20 protein-coding genes are annotated in these 15,869 nt (G+C 73.1%); 7 read left to right on the top strand and 13 right to left on the bottom strand.

All coding sequences use genetic code 11. The annotated features are described in order from the left end of the window. Window positions 1-140 precede the first annotated feature (140 nt). The 6 genes from O7606_RS09460 to trmB form a co-directional block, all read right to left on the bottom strand. Window positions 141-785, bottom strand: a complete 645-nt coding sequence (locus tag O7606_RS09460) for a hypothetical protein (protein WP_281598682.1) — start codon at window positions 783-785, stop codon at window positions 141-143. Window positions 786-875: 90 nt separating this feature from the next. Continuing rightward, window positions 876-1,496: a dihydrofolate reductase family protein gene (locus tag O7606_RS09455; protein WP_281598681.1), complete on the bottom strand. Its 621-nt coding sequence runs from the start codon at window positions 1,494-1,496 to the stop codon at window positions 876-878. Then, window positions 1,496-2,002 carry an SRPBCC family protein gene (locus O7606_RS09450; protein ID WP_281598680.1) on the bottom strand — a complete coding sequence of 169 codons (507 nt, stop codon included), beginning with the start codon at window positions 2,000-2,002 and terminating at the stop codon, window positions 1,496-1,498. Before O7606_RS09450 ends, O7606_RS09455 begins: the two co-directional genes overlap by 1 nt. Before the next feature lie 3 nt (window positions 2,003-2,005). Continuing rightward, on the bottom strand, window positions 2,006-2,347 hold the full coding sequence (locus tag O7606_RS09445; RefSeq protein WP_281598679.1) for a metalloregulator ArsR/SmtB family transcription factor: 342 nt from the start codon (window positions 2,345-2,347) through the stop codon (window positions 2,006-2,008). A 121-nt stretch (window positions 2,348-2,468) separates the two neighbouring features. Continuing rightward, the gene (locus O7606_RS09440) at window positions 2,469-4,973 is read right to left on the bottom strand and encodes a DEAD/DEAH box helicase (protein WP_281598678.1); all 2,505 of its coding nucleotides are present in this window, start codon (window positions 4,971-4,973) and stop codon (window positions 2,469-2,471) included. Between the two features lie 40 nt (window positions 4,974-5,013). After that, the gene (gene trmB, locus O7606_RS09435) at window positions 5,014-5,736 is read right to left on the bottom strand and encodes a tRNA (guanosine(46)-N7)-methyltransferase TrmB (RefSeq protein ID WP_281598677.1); all 723 of its coding nucleotides are present in this window, start codon (window positions 5,734-5,736) and stop codon (window positions 5,014-5,016) included. 114 nt (window positions 5,737-5,850) lie between these two features. Between trmB and O7606_RS09430 the strand changes: the two genes are divergently transcribed. After that, window positions 5,851-6,456: a hypothetical protein gene (locus O7606_RS09430; protein ID WP_281598676.1), complete on the top strand. Its 606-nt coding sequence runs from the start codon at window positions 5,851-5,853 to the stop codon at window positions 6,454-6,456. A gap of 5 nt (window positions 6,457-6,461) precedes the next feature. Then, window positions 6,462-7,337 (top strand): class F sortase, encoded by an 876-nt coding sequence (locus O7606_RS09425; RefSeq protein ID WP_281598675.1) that lies wholly within the window; start codon window positions 6,462-6,464, stop codon window positions 7,335-7,337. A 563-nt stretch (window positions 7,338-7,900) separates the two neighbouring features. Here the strand turns inward: O7606_RS09425 and O7606_RS09420 are convergent. From O7606_RS09420 to O7606_RS09410, 3 genes are read right to left on the bottom strand one after another with little or no spacing between them, the layout of a single operon-like run. Continuing rightward, window positions 7,901-8,233 (bottom strand): antibiotic biosynthesis monooxygenase, encoded by a 333-nt coding sequence (locus O7606_RS09420; protein WP_281598674.1) that lies wholly within the window; start codon window positions 8,231-8,233, stop codon window positions 7,901-7,903. 10 nt (window positions 8,234-8,243) lie between these two features. Continuing rightward, window positions 8,244-8,501, bottom strand: coding sequence for a flavin reductase (locus O7606_RS09415; protein ID WP_281598673.1), 258 nt, complete (start codon window positions 8,499-8,501; stop codon window positions 8,244-8,246). After that, a complete protein-coding gene (locus tag O7606_RS09410; RefSeq protein WP_281598672.1) occupies window positions 8,501-8,959 on the bottom strand; it encodes a hypothetical protein in 459 nt (152 codons plus the stop codon). The genes O7606_RS09415 and O7606_RS09410 overlap by 1 nt, the downstream gene beginning before the upstream one ends. Window positions 8,960-9,052: 93 nt before the next feature. Here O7606_RS09410 and O7606_RS09405 point away from each other — a divergent pair, with 93 nt between their 5' ends. Both O7606_RS09405 and O7606_RS09400 read left to right on the top strand, forming a co-directional pair. After that, window positions 9,053-9,820, top strand: a complete 768-nt coding sequence (locus tag O7606_RS09405) for a Scr1 family TA system antitoxin-like transcriptional regulator (protein WP_281598671.1) — start codon at window positions 9,053-9,055, stop codon at window positions 9,818-9,820. Beyond that, on the top strand, window positions 9,811-9,999 hold the full coding sequence (locus tag O7606_RS09400; protein WP_281598670.1) for a DUF397 domain-containing protein: 189 nt from the start codon (window positions 9,811-9,813) through the stop codon (window positions 9,997-9,999). The genes O7606_RS09405 and O7606_RS09400 overlap by 10 nt, the downstream gene beginning before the upstream one ends. 71 nt (window positions 10,000-10,070) lie before the next feature. On the opposite strand, the gene O7606_RS09395 is transcribed toward O7606_RS09400, so the two are convergent. From O7606_RS09395 to O7606_RS09380, 4 genes are all read right to left on the bottom strand, one after another. Further along, window positions 10,071-10,817, bottom strand: coding sequence for a phosphotransferase (locus tag O7606_RS09395; protein ID WP_281598669.1), 747 nt, complete (start codon window positions 10,815-10,817; stop codon window positions 10,071-10,073). A gap of 52 nt (window positions 10,818-10,869) precedes the next feature. Continuing rightward, on the bottom strand, window positions 10,870-11,499 hold the full coding sequence (locus O7606_RS09390; protein ID WP_281598668.1) for a DUF899 family protein: 630 nt from the start codon (window positions 11,497-11,499) through the stop codon (window positions 10,870-10,872). 46 nt (window positions 11,500-11,545) lie between these two features. Continuing rightward, entirely contained in the window at window positions 11,546-12,343 is a 798-nt protein-coding gene (locus O7606_RS09385; RefSeq protein WP_281598667.1) for an exodeoxyribonuclease III, read from the bottom strand. A 165-nt stretch (window positions 12,344-12,508) separates the two neighbouring features. Then, the gene (locus O7606_RS09380; protein ID WP_281598666.1) at window positions 12,509-13,429 is read right to left on the bottom strand and encodes a PAC2 family protein; all 921 of its coding nucleotides are present in this window, start codon (window positions 13,427-13,429) and stop codon (window positions 12,509-12,511) included. Between the two features lie 620 nt (window positions 13,430-14,049). Here O7606_RS09380 and O7606_RS09375 point away from each other — a divergent pair. The 3 genes from O7606_RS09375 (at window position 14,050) to O7606_RS09365 (ending at window position 15,860) form a co-directional block, all read left to right on the top strand. Continuing rightward, entirely contained in the window at window positions 14,050-14,799 is a 750-nt protein-coding gene (locus O7606_RS09375) for a peptidase M23 (protein WP_281598665.1), read from the top strand. Window positions 14,800-14,866: 67 nt separating this feature from the next. Then, the gene (locus tag O7606_RS09370; RefSeq protein WP_281598664.1) at window positions 14,867-15,013 is read left to right on the top strand and encodes a hypothetical protein; all 147 of its coding nucleotides are present in this window, start codon (window positions 14,867-14,869) and stop codon (window positions 15,011-15,013) included. Window positions 15,014-15,062: 49 nt separating this feature from the next. Next, the gene (locus O7606_RS09365; RefSeq protein ID WP_281598663.1) at window positions 15,063-15,860 is read left to right on the top strand and encodes an EcsC family protein; all 798 of its coding nucleotides are present in this window, start codon (window positions 15,063-15,065) and stop codon (window positions 15,858-15,860) included. Window positions 15,861-15,869: the final 9 nt, after the last annotated feature.

Here is a 15,869-nt window from a genome sequence, read left to right as displayed (position 1 = left end):
CAACCGGTAACCCCTTGTGGACAACCCGCCAAGATCGCGCTGTGTCCGGGCAGTAGTGGCCTCGACCAGGCGTGAGGCCACTACTGCCCACAAGTAGCACGATCTTGGTGGGTGGGTGGGTGGGGTGGGGTGGGGGAGGGTCAGGCGGCGGTGGACCAGATGGCGCGGAAGGCGGCGGCCTCGCCGGCCAGCCACTGCTCGATCTGCTCGGGCTTGACGCCGTCGGGCATCCGGTGCGCCGCGCCTCGGCGCACGTCGACCAGGACCGGCGTGGCGTGCGCCAGCACCGCGTCGATGTGCCGGGTCATCAGGTGCAGGGTGGCGAGCACCGCCTCCTCGCTCGGCTCGGCCTCGTCGAAGTGCAGCCGGACCGCCTCGGCGCGGCCGTCGGCGTACCGTACGCCGAAGTGGGGGTTGATCTTGACCGGGAGGTCGCCGAGCATGGCCAGGGCGTCCCGGGTCTGGGCGAGGTCGACCTGCTTCGGCTCGCCCAGGGAACGCAGCCAGCGGGTCGCCCCCGGGGTCAGCGCCTGGTAGAGCGGACGCCAGCGCGGCTTGACCAGGTCGGCCACCCCGGCGAGGTGGGTGCCGCCGGTGTGGAAGGCGATGTCGGCCTTGAGCGCCTTGACGAACTGACCGTGCGGGTTGAAGCCGGACCGGCTCGCCCGCTGCCTGCGCAGCCCACCCACGAAGGTCGCCTTGGTGGGGCCGGTGCGGTCGACGTAGCGGGTGAAGCCGAGCAGCGTGGCGTACGGGGAAAGCGCGGTGCTGAGGGGTGCGGACACGCTAATCCTCCCAGGTCAGTACCCTGATTAGTACATACATTCTAATCGACGGGTACGACAACGCCCAGGGTTTCGTCGACGCTGTGCGACCTACCGCCGCCGGACGGTGTAGGTCAGGTGCGTCACCCGTGGGGAGGGCTCCGTGCGGACCAGCTCCAGGGCCACCCGGCCGGCGTCCACGCCCTCGAACAGGCGCACCCCCGCGCCGAGCAGCACCGGCGACAACGCGATCGAGAACTCGTCGACCAGGCCGGCGTTCAGGTACGCCAGGATCGTCGCGCCGCCGCCCGCGATGCGGACGTCACGGTCGCCGGCGGCGGCGCGGGCCCGGTCCAGCGCGGCCTCGATGCCCTCGTCGACGAAGTGGAAGGTGGTGCCGCCCGGCCGCTCCCAGGGGTCACGCCGGTGGTGCGTGACGACGAAGACCGGCGTGTGGAACGGCGCCTCCTCCGGCCACATCCGCTCGCCGCCGTCGAACATGCGCCGGCCCATGACGCTCGCGCCGGTGCGCGCGAACGTCTCCCGCAGGATGTCGTTGTCGCGGCCCTCCTCGCCGCCCGCGCCGAGCTTGAGGTTCTCCCGGAAGAACCGCTGCGGGAAGACCCAGCGTTGCAACTCCATCCACTGTCGTCCCATCAGGTCGCCGAGGGACCCGGGCGCGATGAACCCGTCGAGCGACATCGACACGCTGAAGAACACCCGCCCGGCCATCAGCCCTGCGCTCCCGGCCGGGCGACCCCGGTGACGTAGGCGGCCAGCTTGCCCAGGGTCTGTCGGCCGCCCTCGACCGCGTGGTACTTCTCGACCGCCTCGTCGCGCTGCTCCCTGGTGGGGAACACCGTGCGCATCTCGACCCGGGTGGCCGCCCCGTCGGGCGTGAAGGTGAGGAACGACTGGAAGGCGTCGGGGTCACCCCGGGACTCGCCGTGCAGCAGCGTGATGCCCTCCGGCGGGACGATCTCGGTCCAGGAGATCCACTCCTGGTAGTCCGTGCCGTCCGGCCCGTGCATCACGAAGTCCCACTCCCCGCCGACGCGGAACTCGAACGACCGGGTGGTCGTGGTGAACCCCGCCGGCCCCCACCAGCGCGACAGGTGCCGCACGTCGGTGAACGCCTCGAACACCAGCTCCCGGGGGGCGTCGACCACCCGGGAGATCACGATCTCGCGGTCGGCCGCCGCAGACCGCTCCGGCGCCGCTGGTCCCGTCTCGCTCATCAGCTACTCCTCATGCTGTGCCTGCTTCAGGTCCTGCACGTACGCGTCCAGCCGGTCGAAGGTCTCGTTCCAGAACCGCTCGAACCCGCCGGTCCACTCGTGGACCGGTCGCAGCCCGCGGGCGTCCAGGCCGTACAGCCGTTGTCTGCCCTCCTTGCGGTCCCGTACCAGCCCGACCTCCCGGAGCACCCGCAGGTGCTTGGACGCGCCCGGCTGGGTGATCCCCAGCTCCCGGGCCAGCTCGGTGACCGGTCGCTCACCGGCCCGCAGCAGCGCGAGGATCTCCCGACGCTGCGGCTCGGCGATCGCGTTGAAGACGTCCGACGTCGTCGCTGCTCGTGCCATGGCCGCCATCGTATACCCATATGGTTATGCGTAAGGCGGAAACCCCCGGCCGCGCCGGGGCCGGCACACGGGAAAGGGGGCCGCCCGCGCCGGGCGACCCCCTTTCCGGGGTACGGGTCGGTCAGAGCTGCCCGACGTCGGTGACCCGGACGACCGCCGCGCCGACCTCGTCCGAGGCGACCAGGTCCACCTCGGCGCTGATGCCCCAGTCGTGGTCGCCGTCCGGGTCGTCCAGGATCTGCCGCACCGACCACCGCTGCGAACCCTGCTCGATCATCAGCAGCGCCGGGCCGCGCGCGTCCGGCCCGGTCCCGATCGAGTCGTACGCCTCGAAGTACGGCGTCAGCGCGTCCGCCCAGGCATCGGCGTGCCAGCCGTCGGCCGCGTCCAGCTCGCCGAGCAGGTCCCAGCGGCGCAACGCGGCCAGCTCGACCCGGCGGAACAGCGCGTTGCGCACCAGCACCCGGAACGCGCGGGCGTTGCGGGTCACCGCCGGCGGCCGGTCGTCCAACGACGACGCGACCTCCTCCACGTCGGACGGCTTGCGCAGCCGCTCCCACTCGTCGATCAGGCTGGAGTCGACCTGGCGGACCAGCTCGCCCAGCCACTCGATCAGGTCGACCAGCTCCTCGGTCTTGGCGTCCTCGGGCACCGTCTGCCGCAGCGTCTTGTACGCGTCGGCCAGGTAGCGCAGCACCAGCCCCTCCGACCGGGACAGGCCGTAGAACTGCACGTACTCGCCGAAGGTCATGGCCCGTTCGTACATGTCGCGGACCACGGACTTGGGGGACAGCTCGTGGTCGGCCACCCACGGATGCCCCTGCCGGTACATCTCGTACGCCGCCTCCAGCAGCTCGGCCAGGGGCTTCGGCCAGGTCACCTCGTCGAGCAACTCGATGCGGGCCTCGTACTCGATGCCCTCGGCCTTCATCGCGGCGACCGCCTCGCCGCGCGCCTTGAACTGCTGCGCGGAGAGCACCTGGCGGGGATTGTCCAGGATCGACTCGATCACGCTCAACACGTCCAGCGCGTACGACGGGCTGGCCGAGTCGAGCAGCTCGATCGCGGCCAGGGCCAGCGGCGACAGCGGCTGGTTCAGGGCGAAGTCGAGCTGGAGGTCCACGGTGAGCCGGACCCGCCGGCCGGTCTCGTCCGGCTCGGGCAGCTCCTCGACCACCCCGCCGGCCCGCAACGCCCGGTAGATCGCGATGGCCCGGCGGATGTGCCGGCGCTGGGCGGCGGCGTCCTCGTGGTTGTCGGTGAGCAGGTGCCGCATCGCGGCGAACGCGTCCCCGGGCCGGCCGATCACGTTGAGCAGCATCGAGTGGCTGACCTGGAAACTGGACGTCAGCGGCTCCGGCTCGGAGTCGACGAGCCGTTGGAACGTCGGCTCACCCCAGCCGATCGAGCCCTCCGGCGGCTTCTTCTTCACCACCTTGCGCCGTTTCTTCGGGTCGTCGCCCGCCTTGGCCAGGGCCTTCTCGTTCTCGATCACGTGCTCGGGGGCCTGCACCACGACCCGGCCGATGGTGTCGAAGCCGGCCCGCCCGGCCCGGCCGGCGATCTGGTGGAACTCCCGGGCCTTGAGCAGCCGGGTCCGCACCCCGTCGTACTTGCTCAGCCCGGTGAACAGCACCGTACGGATCGGCACGTTGATGCCCACCCCGAGGGTGTCCGTACCGCAGATGACCTTCAACAGGCCCGCCTGGGCCAGGGTCTCCACCAGGCGGCGGTACTTCGGCAGCATGCCGGCGTGGTGCACGCCGATGCCGTGCCGGACCAGCCGGGACAGCGTTTTGCCGAAGCCCGAGGTGAACCGGAACCGGCCGATCGCCTCGGCGATCAGGTCCTTCTCGGCCCGGGTGGCCACGTTGACGCTCATCAGCGCCTGGGCGCGTTCCAGCGCGGCGGCCTGGGTGAAGTGCACCACGTACACCGGGGCCTGCTTCGTGGTGAGCAACTCCTCCAGGGTCTCGTGCATCGGCGTGGTCACGTACGAGAAGAGCAGCGGTACGGGCCGTTCGGCCGAACGCACGACGGCGGTCGGCCGCCCGGTGCGCCGGGCCAGGTCGTCGACGAAGCGGGTGGTGTCGCCGAGGGTGGCCGACATCAGCACGAACTGCGCCTGGGGCAGCTCGATCAGCGGCACCTGCCAGGCCCAGCCCCGGTCCGGCTCGGCGTAGAAGTGGAACTCGTCCATGATCACCTGGCCGACGTCGGCCCGCCGGCCCTCCCGCAGCGCCAGGTTGGCCAGGATCTCGGCGGTGCAGCAGATGATCGGGGCGTCCGCGTTGACGCTCGCGTCGCCGGTCAGCATGCCCACGTTCTCCGCTCCGAAGACCTCGCAGAGCGCGAAGAACTTCTCCGACACCAGGGCCTTGATCGGCGCGGTGTAGAAGGTCGTCCGGTCGTCGGCCAGGGCCGCGAAGTGCGCCGCGACCGCCACCAGGCTCTTGCCCGATCCGGTGGGCGTATTCATGATCACGTTCGCGCCGGAGACGATCTCGATGACCGCCTCTTCCTGGTGCGGGTAGAGGTCGAGGCCGCGCTCCTTCGCCCAACCGGCGAACGCGTCGTACAGGGCATCGGGGTCGGCGCTGTCCGGCAGCGCGGCGGTGAGCGTCATAGCCGCTCCATCCTGCCTGCCGGGCCCGCCCGCTCGCCAGTCAGCGGTGGCGGCGGTAGATCAGGTCGGCGACCGGACGGCCGGCGAGCAGCGCCCGCCGCTCGAACTTCGTCACCGGACGGTGCGCCGGGCGGGACACGTCACCCGGTCGGGCGTCGACCAGGCCCGGATCGGCGTCCAGGGTCACCCGCATCGCCGTCGCGTACTCGGCCCAGTCGGTCGCGCAGTGCAGCGTGCCGCCGACGGCCAGCCGGGCGCGCAGCAGCGCCACGTGACCGGGCTGGATCAGCCGCCGCTTGTGGTGCCGCGACTTCGGCCACGGGTCCGGGAAGAACACGTGCACGGCGGCCAGCGAGCCCTCGGGCAGCCGCCGCAGCAGCGGCAACGCGTCGCCGTCGAGGATCCGCACGTTGCCCAGCCCGTGCTGCTCCACCAGGGCCAGCAGGTTCGCGATTCCCGGGGTGTGCACCTCGGCGGCCAGATAATCTCGATCCGGGTCGGCGGCGGCCATCGCGGCGGTCGCGTCGCCCATCCCGGAGCCGATCTCCAGCACCACCGGGGCCCGCCGACCGAAGAGACCGGCGAGGTCCGGCGCCGGGTCGGCGTCGTCGTCCGACGCCGTCAGGCCGTACCGGGGCCAGAGCCGGTCCAGCGCGTCCAGGTGGCGGCCGCTGAGGCGACCACGGCGCGGGTGGAAGGTACGGACGGCGGAGCCGACCCGGGACGGGGCCGGGGCGGTCGGGTTCTGGTCGACGGAGGTCACAGCGACCCGAGCCTACGCCGACGGGGACCACCGGGCCGTACCGGGCGGACGTTCCACCCGTCCGGCGGCCGACGCCGCGACGCCCGACCAGGCCGACGGGCCGGGAGGAGGATCATGCGGTCGTTCACGCTACGAGGCGCGGCCGGACCCACCGGGCTCCTCCTCGCGGTGCTCGGGGCGCTGGTCGGCGCTCTCGTCGCCGCGACGCCGGCCCACGCCGCCGACATCTACGTGCAGGTCGCCCCGAGCGACGTGACCCCCGGTCAGCTCGTCGGCATCCGGGCGAGCTGCCGGACCAACTGGCATCCGGCCAGCGTCGAGTCGGAAGCGTTCGGCATGGTCACCGTCGAGCCGGCGCACGGCTACCTCACCGGCACCGCGACCGTCGACCCGCAGATGCGCCCCGGTCGCTACCGGGTCAAGCTGCTCTGCCCGGAAGGCCCGAACGCCTCCACCATGCTGTACGTCAAGGCAGGCTCGCCGGCCCCACCGCAGCCCACGCCGCCGTACCCGTACCCGACCCGGGGGCCGGCCACCGGGTTCGGCGGCGCGGCGGGCGGCCCCGACCTGGGCGGCCTGCTCATCCCCGGTGGGCTCGGCGTCACCGTCGCCGGGCTGGTCCTCGCCGTGCTGGCCACCCGCAAGCGGAGACCCCGACTCGACCCGCCCGACCCCGGCCACTTCACGCCGCGCCGCCGGCCCTCGCGGGACCGGCGCTGACCGTCATGCCCGCCACCAGCCGCGCCCAGCCGCCCGCCCGCGCCACCAGCGCCGCCACCCGGGCTGCCGCAGCCCGTACCGCTGCTGCCGCGCGCACCGTCCTGGCCGCCGCCGACCAGGCAGCCGCCCGTGCCCCGAGCGCCCGTGCCCCGAGCGCCCGTGCCGGGATCTCCGGTCGGGCCACCGTCCCGGCGCGGAACCGCCCCACGGTGGCGGTCGGGCCGACCGCGCCGATCCGGGGGCGCCCGGGCGGGCCGCGCGACGGCCGCCGACGGTGGCGGACGCCGCTGGCCGTGGCGTTGGTGCTGCTCGGCGTCTTCGTCACCGGGGCCGGCCTCGGGCGGTCGGCGGGACGTCCCTGGTCGGGGCTGGTCGCCAACCCGGCGGGCGTCCGCGCCGACGGGGTGGCGCCGCTGCCGGAGAGCCGGCCGGTGAGCCTGGCCGTGCCGGCGATCGGGGTGGCCGCCCCGGTCAGCCGGGTCGGCCTGGCCGCCGACGGCACCGTCGCGGTGCCTCCGCTCGACCGGGCCGCCGAGACCGGCTGGTACGACCGGGGGCCGACGCCGGGTGAGACCGGTCCGGCGATCATCGTCGGCCACGCCGACACGAAGACCGGCCCGGCCGTCTTCTACGACCTGCGCAAACTACGGTCGGGCGACCGGATCGAGGTGACCCGGGCCGACGGGTCGGTGGCCGTGTTCGCGGTCTCCTCGGTCGAGCGTTTCGACAAGGACAACCTCCCCGTCGAACGGGTCTACGGCGACCACAGCGGCCCCGGCCTGCGCCTGATCACCTGCGGCGGCCAGTTCGTCGGCGGCAGCATCGGGTATGCCGACAACGTGATCGCCTTCGCCACCCTGATCGCCCACCGCCCGGCCTGACCGCTGCTGCCTGACCCCTGCCTGATCCCTGCTACCTGATCCCGCTGCCTGATCTCTGCTGCCCGGCCGCTTTCTGACCTGCTGTGGGGCCCGGGCCGCGTCGGCGGCGGCCTTCTTCTGCTACCAGCGGCGTAGACCGCTCCGACCGGGCGTCGGCTCGGTGGGAGGCTGTCGAGCTGCCCCGGATATGGGGCACGCTCTGACCACCGGTGGGCCGCTCCGGCCGGGTGGGTGTCGGTCCGGTGGGAGGCTGTCGAGCTGCCCCGGATATGGGGCACGCTCCGACCAGCGGCGTAGGCCGTTCCAGCCGGGTGGGTATTGGTCCGGTGGGAGCCTTTGGAGCTGCCCCGGATATGGGGCACGCGCTCCGGGCGGGCTCAGCCGGTGTCGGCGGTGTCTCCACGAGCCGCCGGACACCAGCCGGCTTGCCCCATATCTGGGGCAGCTCCAAAGGCTCCGCCCCCGTCACCTTCTGCCCGCGCCGGCACGCCCGGATCGCGCCGGCACGCCCGGGTCGGGGCGGGCTCCGGGTCCGCGTCGACGGACCCGGTCATCCGTCTCGGTCAGCGGGGGCCGGTGACCTCCTGCACCACCTCGAACTCCAGCAGGTTCGCCCCGGAGGCGACCGGCCGCCGCTGCTCGCCACCGCCCTCGCCGCCCCCGCCGCCAGCGTGCGCGGCCTTCGCCGGGCCGGCGGCCCACGCCTGGTACGCCTCCTCCGACTCCCACCTCGTGTACACGAAGTAGCGGGTCTCGCCGGCCACCGGGCGGAGCAGCTCGAACCCGAGGAAGCCCGGTGAGTTCTCGACCGCCCCGGCCCGAGCGGCGAACCGGCGCTCCAGCTCCTCGCCGGCGCCCGGCGGGACATCGATCGCGTTGATCTTCACGACTGCCATGTCCTCCACCCTACGGCCGGCGCGGCTCCGTCTCGGCCTGCCGGCGTGCCCAGGTGATGAACCGGGCGCACAGGTCCACGTCGGCGGGCAGTTCGCCGGCCGCGTCGACAAGCAGCTCGCCGAGGAGAACGAGCAGGCCGACCCGGTCGCCCCGGAACCGGCCCAGCAGACCCAGTTTTGCGGGCGAGCACGGCCACGCCGCGCCGCACGTCGCGCACCGCCACGAGGGGCGGCACGGGGTGTGCTCCCGCGCGAGGCGACGACGCATCAGGCGGCCGGCGGGCGTCGGCGGTTCGGCGTACGCCGGTCCGTGCCCCGCATCGCGCACCCGGCCCGGGTGGGCAGTCCGGCAGGGCCCGGTCCACGGACGGCCGGCAGGGAGAACGGTCCGATCGGGTTCGTCGGGTACGGCGTCGGCCCGGGATCGGGCTCCGGCTCGTCCGGTGGCTGGGTCAGAGGCAGCGTCGGCGTCAGCTCCCGCTCCGGCCGCCCGGCCAGCGGTCCGGCCAGCGAGGCGAGCGCTCCGGGCGGCGCGGTGGGCGATCGGGGCGGCGCGGCGACCGCTCCGGCAGGCGCGGCGAGCGGGCCGAGCGGTGTCGGGTGGCGGCGGTCCGGGCAGCGCCACCAGGAGCGCAGCCCGCAGGAACAGGCGAGTCGCCAGCGGCGCACCACCGGCCGGTGCGCGGGACCGTACGGGACAGGGCGGGGGAGTCGGGTTCGTGACATGAATCCGATATTGCTGAGGGTTGCCAGGCAATCACACTACGTACAAGGATGGAGGCTGAGTGACCTGGACGTCCAGAGAGGACAAAAGACGACGTGAACCCAGTTTTTGTCTCGGCTTTGGCCGAGGCTGGCCTGACCACGGAAAACCTCGCTGCCCGGGTGGGTGTCGACCCGAAGACCGCCGGCCGGTGGGCGAACCCGGGCCGTATCCCGCAGACCCGGCACCGCGCCGAGGTCGCCGCCGCGCTCGGACGTACGGTAGCCGAGTTGTGGCCTGAGGTGTTGGAACGCCGTGGACCGGTGTGGTTCCACCAGTGGGCGGACCTGGAGCGCGAGGCGGTGGCCCTGCGCTGGTACGAACTCGCCTGGGTGCCCGGCCTGCTCCAGACCGAGGCGTACGCGCGGGCCACCCTCGCCGGGGAGAATCTCACCCCGACCGAGGTCGACGACCTGGTGGCGGCGCGGATCGCGCGACAGTCCATCCTGCACCGGGACCGCCCGCCGCTGCTGGTGGTGGTCGTCGACGAGCTGGTGCTGCGCCGGACGGCAGGTGGCGACCGGGGAATGATGCGCGAGCAGTGCGAGCATCTCGCCCGGTGCGCGGCGTTGCCGTCGGTGCAGGTGCACGTCGTGCCGGACGGCACGGGCCTGTACGCCGGGCACGGTGGGCCGTTCATCCTTGCCGACATGCCCGACGGCAAGCGGGTGGCGCATGTGGACGGACAGGCGAAGGCGCAGATAATCGAGCAACGGGCCGAAATGGCTACCCTCGACCGCCGGTGGGCGCGTATAACCGGATTGGCACTTCCCATCGCGCAGTCCCTGGCCCTGATCACGGAGGCGGCAGACTCATGGAGATGATCGGCGCGCAGTGGCGCACGAGCAGCCGGAGCGGCAACAACGGCGGTGCGTGTGTCGAGGTCGCGGACAATCTGCCCGGGGTGGTGCTGGTGCGGGACAGCAAGGACCGCGACGGCGGCACCCTGGCATTCGGTCCGCAGGCGTGGCGGACCTTCGTCGGCTTCGCCCGCCGGGCCTGACCGACGGCGTACGGCCTGACCGACGGCATGCGGTGCCCGTCGCCCAGCTCAGGGCGGCGGGCGGCGCCGTCTCACATCCGGGCCTTGAGCACGTCGACCTCGCAGCCGGGCGCGAAGGCGTCGAAGCCGTGCCCGACCAGCCAGCGGACGGTGAGCAGGCTGCGTAGCGACCACCATGCGTGGATCACGTCGAGGTCGACGTCGGCGTCGTAGCCGGCGATGACGTCGTCGAGGTGCTCCTCGTGCCCGAGGGTGAAGGTGGCCAGGTCGTACAGGGGGTCACCCTGGCCCGCCTCGGACCAGTCGATGATGCCGGTGACCGTGTCGCCGTCGAGGAAGACGTGGGCGATCTGGAGGTCGCCGTGGGTGAAGGCTGGGGTCCACGGCCGGAGCGCTGCTTCTGCGACCTGGCGGTTGCGGGTGACCAGGTCGGCGGGGAGGACGCCGTTGGTCACCAGCGCCTCGCACTCGGCGTCGAGTTCGGCTGCCAGCACGGCGGTGCTCCGGCCGGCCCGACCCGACCGGGGTGGCAGTGGGGCGTCGTGCAGGGTCCGGATGACGGCCCCTGCTGCGGCCCACGCCGTCGGCGAGCCGGTCGACGGCCCGCCGAGGCGTCCGAGCGTGGTGCCCGGGAGCGCGGTGATCGCGAGTACGTGCGGCTTGTGCCACAGGACCTGCGGGGTCGGGACCGGCGCGAGGGATATCGCCTCGACCTCGGCGTCGATGCGCGCCTGGTCGGCGTCGACCTTCAGGAACACGTCGCCGACGCGCAGGGTCGCCCGCTCGGAGTGGGCGACGACGACCTCGACCTCATCCATCGGCGACCAGTATCCCGGGGACGACCGTCGATGTCGTCAGGTTTCGAGCGCCTTACCCGTACGTCGGGTGCTGGGGCCAGCCGGCGGGGGAGTCCTCCCAGTCCTGCATCCGGCCGTACACGGACAGATCCATGATCTTGGCGGCGAAGACCAGCCCGTCGACGCCCCGCGCGGTGGTGCTGTAGGTGCGGTAGACCTCGTCGCCGTCGCGCAGGAAGACGCTCAGCATGAACCCGCCGCCCGCGCCGCAGTCGGCGGAGAACGACGTGCCGCGCGACGACACGAACGGCAGCGTCCAGCCGCGTTCGGCCTTGTAGGCCTCGATCTGCGTCAGCGGCATGTCGGAGACCGTCACCCAGGTGATGCCCCGCTCGGCCAGCAGCGGCAGCGCGTGGACGGGCACGTTGTCGGTGAAGTAGGTGCAGCCGGGGCAGTAGTGCGTCGGCCCGCGGTCCATGAACTGGTAGACCACCAGCTCGTCGCGCCCGTCGAAGAGGTCGACCAGGCTCTTCGGCCCGTCGGGCGTGTCGAAGGTGTACGGCTTGTCGAACCGCACCATCGGCAGGCGTCGCCGCCGGGCGGCCAGCCTGTCCTGCGCGCGGGTCACTTCCTTCTCCGCCACGAGCAGGTCGTCGCGGACCTTCTGCCACTCCTCGGGGGACACGATCTCCGGTTTCGCCATGCCCGCCATCCTGCCTGCCGGGTACGACAGATTCGGTCCGTTCCCGTCATCCGCCCTGGTCGTCGGGCGTCAGGTCGGCGTCGACCACGATCGGGGCGTGGTCGGAGGGGCCCTTGCCCTTGCGGGCCTCCCGGTCCACGTACGCGCCCCGCACCGCGTCGGCGAACGGCTTCGAGGCGTACACCAGGTCGATCCGCATGCCCTTGTTCTGGTGGAACATGCCGGCCCGGTAGTCCCAGTACGTGAAGGGGTGGGGGCCCTTCATCGGGGTGGGCACCACGTCGACCAGGCCGAGCTCGCGCAGCGCGGCCAGCGCCGTCCGCTCGGCGGGGGTGACGTGGGTGGAGTGGGTGAAGACCGCCGGGTCCCAGACGTCGGCGTCGGTGGGGGCGACGTTGAAGTCCCCGCACACCGCCAGCGGCAGCCCGCCGCGCAACTCGTCGGCCAGCACGTCCCGCAGCGCGGCGAACCAGGCCAGCTTGTACGCGTAGTGCGGGTCGTCGGTGGCGCGCCCGTTCGGCACGTACACCGACCAGACCCGGACCCCGGCGCAGGTGGCGGAGATCGCCCGCGCCTCCGGCTCGGGGAACCCGGGTTGACCGGCGAAGCCGACCGTGACGTCGGTCAGGCCGACCCGGGAGAGGATGGCGACGCCGTTCCACCGCCCGTCGCTGTGGCTGGCGACGGTGTAGCCCAGCTCGCCGACCTCGGCCACCGGGAACGCGCCGTCCGGGCACTTGGTCTCCTGCAGGCAGACCACGTCCGGTTCGGCGCCGCCGAGCCAGTCGAGCAGCCGGGGCAGGCGGGCCTTCACCGAGTTCACGTTCCACGTCGCCAGGCGCATCCCCCCAGCCTGCCCCATGCTCGCCCGCCGTGCCCGCCGCCCGGTCCGGAGACCGGGCGTCGGATATCCCTGAAAACGCGGGAAAACGAGCCCGGGACAGCCCCGTGTCAGGGAAACCGCGAAACCGCGGAACCGCGAACGCCGGCGCGCCGACGGCGGGGCGGGTCAGCCGGGCGGGTTGTCGCCGGGGCGGGTCTGCTCGGCGAGGAAGCGTTCCAGCTCGGCGCCGAGCTCGTCGGCGGTGGGCAGCGGCCCGCTCTCGGCGGCGAGCAGGTTGCGCTCACCCCGACCCCGGGCGAACGCGTCGTACTGCTCCTCCAACGCCCGGACCAGGGTGGCGGCGTCCTCGGTCTGGGCCACCTGCCGGTCGATCTCGACCCGGACCACCTCGGCGGCCGACCGCAGGCCGTCGGTGGGCAGCAGCAGCCCGGTGCTGCGGGAGACCGAGGAGAGCAGCACCTCGGCCGCCGCCGGGTACTCGGTCTGCGCGACGTAGTGGGGCACGTGTACGGCGAAGCCGAGCGCGTCGCGTCCGGCCTGGCCGAGCCGGTACTCCAGGAGGTGGCCGACGCTGCCGGGCACCTGGACCCGTTGCAGCCACGACTCGTAGCCGGCGATCAGGTCACGTCGGGTGGCGTGCGCGGTGACCCCGGTGGGACGGGTGTGCGGCACAGCCATCGGGATGGCGTTCAGCCCGACGGTGAGCCGGACGTCCAGGCGGGTGGCCAGCCCGCTGACCGCCGCGACGAAACGCTCCCACTGGAGGTCCGGCTCCGGGCCGGTGAGCAGCAGGAAGGGCGTCTCGTCGTCGTCGCGCAGCAGGTGCAGCTCCAGCGTCGGCTGGTCGTACTGCTCCCAGTGGTCCTCGACGAAGGTCATCGTCGGGCGGCGGGACCGGTAGTCGAAGAGCTGGTCCACGTCGAAGGTGGCGATCGGGGTGGCGTCGAGGCTGCCGAGTAGCTGCTCACGGGCCAGCCGGGTGGCGCTGCCGGCGTCGACGAAGCCGGTCAGCGCCTGGATGAGCACCGGCTGACCGAGCTCGGGCAGATCGTCGATGAGCTGGTACAGCTCGTGTGGGTCGAGCACCGGTCTGGACCTCCCTGGTCGTGCGCGACGGGCGGCCGTGGGGCAACGGCAGCCGGTATGGGAAACGCATTCGCCATCTTCGTGCATTCCGCCGCGCCGCGGTGGAGGGGCCACCCCCGTCGGGTGCCGGGCGGCGGGCGGAACGGTCCCGTCCCTGGTCCGGACGGTGGGCTGTCACCTCCTTCTTCCGGTCTGCGGCAGCCGTCGAACGGGGGACCGCACGACGAGAGTGGTGTCGGTCACGTCGGCGGGGGAGTTCCTGTCCGGTCGGGTCGCCCCGGCGCCTGCTGCGTGCCCTGACCAGCTCGCCTGGTTTGTACAGAAAGAACGGCACGAATAATGTTGTATCGGGTTTAGTTGGCAAAAATGTGGCGAGCGCCATAGATCACTCTCGGTGACGGAGGGGGTTGTCTGCTTAGCCTCGTCGGATGCGTGACGACGACATGATCGATGACCCGACCACGCCCACCAGCCCGAATGGCCGTTCGGAGGAGGCGAGGAGAGCCGAACGGGCGGACGCGGTGACACCCGATGCGGCAGGCGCACCCCGTGCACGATCCCGGACCGGTACCCGCCGAACCGCGATCGGTAACCTCGCCCCGCGTACCCGCCGGGCCCGGGTGGCCACCCTGGCCGCCGGCCTGACCTGCTGCCTGGGCCTGGCCGCGGCCCTGGAGTCGCGGCTGCTGAGCTCCGAGCCGACCGCGCGCCCCGACCGTGCCGCCGCCGAAGCGGAGCTGCGGACCCGGGCCGCCGAGCAGGACCGCGCGTCCCGGGGACTCGCCCGGACGCCCGACGCCGCGCCCAGCGCCACCGCCACCCCGACCCCCACGAAGACCGCCACCCCGAAGAAGACCGCGACGAAGAAAGCCACCCCGAAGAAGGCCGTCGCGAAGAAGACCGTCACCCGGCGCAGCGCCACCCCGGCCCCGGTGGCCGGCCTGACCGCCGCCCAGATGAAGAACGCCACCGCGATCGTGCGGACCGGCGAGGCCATGGACGTCCCCCGGCGTGGGCTGGTCATCGCGGTCGCCACCGCGATGCAGGAGAGCAACCTCTACAACCTCGCCAGCGGCGCCGTCCCGGAGTCGCAGAACCACCCCAACCAGGGACTCGGCTGGGACCACGACTCCGTCGGGCTGTTCCAGCAGCGCGCCAGCATGGGCTGGGGGACCGTCGCGGACCTGATGGACCCGGCGTACGCGACCCGGCAGTTCCTCACCGCGCTGCTCGCGGTGCCCGGCTGGCAGGGGATGCGGCTGACCGACGCGGCCCAGGCCGTGCAGATCTCCGGCTACCCCGAGGCGTACGCCGTGCACGAGCCGCGGGCCACCGTGATCGTCGACGCGGTGCTCACTCCCGCCACCTGACCGGGCGTGCCGGTTGCCCCGTCGGGGTACACATGGGTGAGGCACCCCCCAGCGACAGGAGGACCAGATGTCCCCGCTCATGCAGAAGATCAGCCGTTTCCTCAGCTCCCCCCAGGGGCAGCGAATGGTCGCCCGCGGCCGTCAGGAGTTGGCCAAGCCGGGCACCCAGCAGAAGATCCGCGGTCTGGCGGCGAAGTTCGGCAAGCGGCGCTGACTCCGTATCGTCGTACCGTTTCCTTCGCTGCTGACCCCCGGAGCGCCACGTGACCGACTCGACCCCCGTCGACGGCCAGACCCCCGCCCCCGCGCCGCGCCCGCCGGCCCCCGCCCCCGCCCCCGGGCCCGTCGACCCGCCGCCGGTCGCCGGGCCCGCCGACCCGCCGGACGTGCCGGAGGCGCCGCCGGCGAGGCTGTGGGACCGGATGCGGGAGGACCCGCAGTACGCCCCGGAGCACCTGGCCCTGGAGGCGGTCCGGCGGCTCGGGCCGGAGGCGACCCGCTGGGTGGCCCGGGTCCGGGCCGAGCAGCCCGGCATCACCGCCGACGCCCTGGCCGACCTGGCCGTCCGTCGGTTCGTCAACCGGGCCCGGCTCTCCGGGGCGGTGTCCGGCGCCGCCGGCCTGCCCGGCGCGGTGATCGACGTCGGGGTGCTCGCCTGGACCCAGGCCCGGATGGTGCTGCACGTCGCCGCCGCGTACGGCGTCGACCCGCAGCACGCCGACCGGGCGACCGACCTGCTCGTCCTGCAGAAGGTGCACAAGGTGGCGGAGACCGCCCGGGTCGCGCTGGGGATGGCCGCCGGCCGGGAACGGGCCGGCGCGCTCTTCGGCGGCGGCTCCCAGCCGGCGCTGGGTCGGGTGATGGTGCGGCTGGGCGTGCGGCTGGCCCAGATGGCCGGGGTACGCGCGGCGAAGCGGGTCTTCGCGAAGGTCGTCCCGGGCGCGGCGATCGTCCTCGGGACCTGGGCGAACTCCTCGGCCACCAAGGATCTCGCCCGGCGCTCCCGGGAGCTCTACCGCGAACGCGGGGCGGGCGCCGTGCCACCGCCCCGGCGTCCCTGACCGGTGGCG

Source organism: Micromonospora sp. WMMD882 (assembly GCF_027497255.1).
In the GTDB taxonomy this organism is placed as follows: domain Bacteria; phylum Actinomycetota; class Actinomycetes; order Mycobacteriales; family Micromonosporaceae; genus Micromonospora.
This window is presented reverse-complemented; position numbering and strand designations above follow the sequence as displayed.

What these genes read in the sequence shown, in the direction of transcription:
- O7606_RS09410 (WP_281598672.1), bottom strand. Translation starts at nt 8,959, where the DNA reads ATGTCACGAACCCGACTCCCCCGCCCTGTCCCGTACGGTCCCGCGCAC.
- O7606_RS09400 (WP_281598670.1), top strand. Translation starts at nt 9,811, where the DNA reads ATGGAGATGATCGGCGCGCAGTGGCGCACGAGCAGCCGGAGCGGCAAC.
- O7606_RS09455 (WP_281598681.1), bottom strand. Translation starts at nt 1,496, where the DNA reads ATGGCCGGGCGGGTGTTCTTCAGCGTGTCGATGTCGCTCGACGGGTTC.
- O7606_RS09415 (WP_281598673.1), bottom strand. Translation starts at nt 8,501, where the DNA reads ATGCGTCGTCGCCTCGCGCGGGAGCACACCCCGTGCCGCCCCTCGTGG.
- O7606_RS09445 (WP_281598679.1), bottom strand. Translation starts at nt 2,347, where the DNA reads ATGGCACGAGCAGCGACGACGTCGGACGTCTTCAACGCGATCGCCGAG.
- O7606_RS09370 (WP_281598664.1), top strand. Translation starts at nt 14,867, where the DNA reads ATGTCCCCGCTCATGCAGAAGATCAGCCGTTTCCTCAGCTCCCCCCAG.
- O7606_RS09440 (WP_281598678.1), bottom strand. Translation starts at nt 4,973, where the DNA reads ATGACGCTCACCGCCGCGCTGCCGGACAGCGCCGACCCCGATGCCCTG.
- O7606_RS09450 (WP_281598680.1), bottom strand. Translation starts at nt 2,002, where the DNA reads ATGAGCGAGACGGGACCAGCGGCGCCGGAGCGGTCTGCGGCGGCCGAC.
- O7606_RS09390 (WP_281598668.1), bottom strand. Translation starts at nt 11,499, where the DNA reads ATGGCGAAACCGGAGATCGTGTCCCCCGAGGAGTGGCAGAAGGTCCGC.
- O7606_RS09395 (WP_281598669.1), bottom strand. Translation starts at nt 10,817, where the DNA reads ATGGATGAGGTCGAGGTCGTCGTCGCCCACTCCGAGCGGGCGACCCTG.
- O7606_RS09420 (WP_281598674.1), bottom strand. Translation starts at nt 8,233, where the DNA reads ATGGCAGTCGTGAAGATCAACGCGATCGATGTCCCGCCGGGCGCCGGC.
- O7606_RS09430 (WP_281598676.1), top strand. Translation starts at nt 5,851, where the DNA reads ATGCGGTCGTTCACGCTACGAGGCGCGGCCGGACCCACCGGGCTCCTC.
- O7606_RS09425 (WP_281598675.1), top strand. Translation starts at nt 6,462, where the DNA reads ATGCCCGCCACCAGCCGCGCCCAGCCGCCCGCCCGCGCCACCAGCGCC.
- O7606_RS09385 (WP_281598667.1), bottom strand. Translation starts at nt 12,343, where the DNA reads ATGCGCCTGGCGACGTGGAACGTGAACTCGGTGAAGGCCCGCCTGCCC.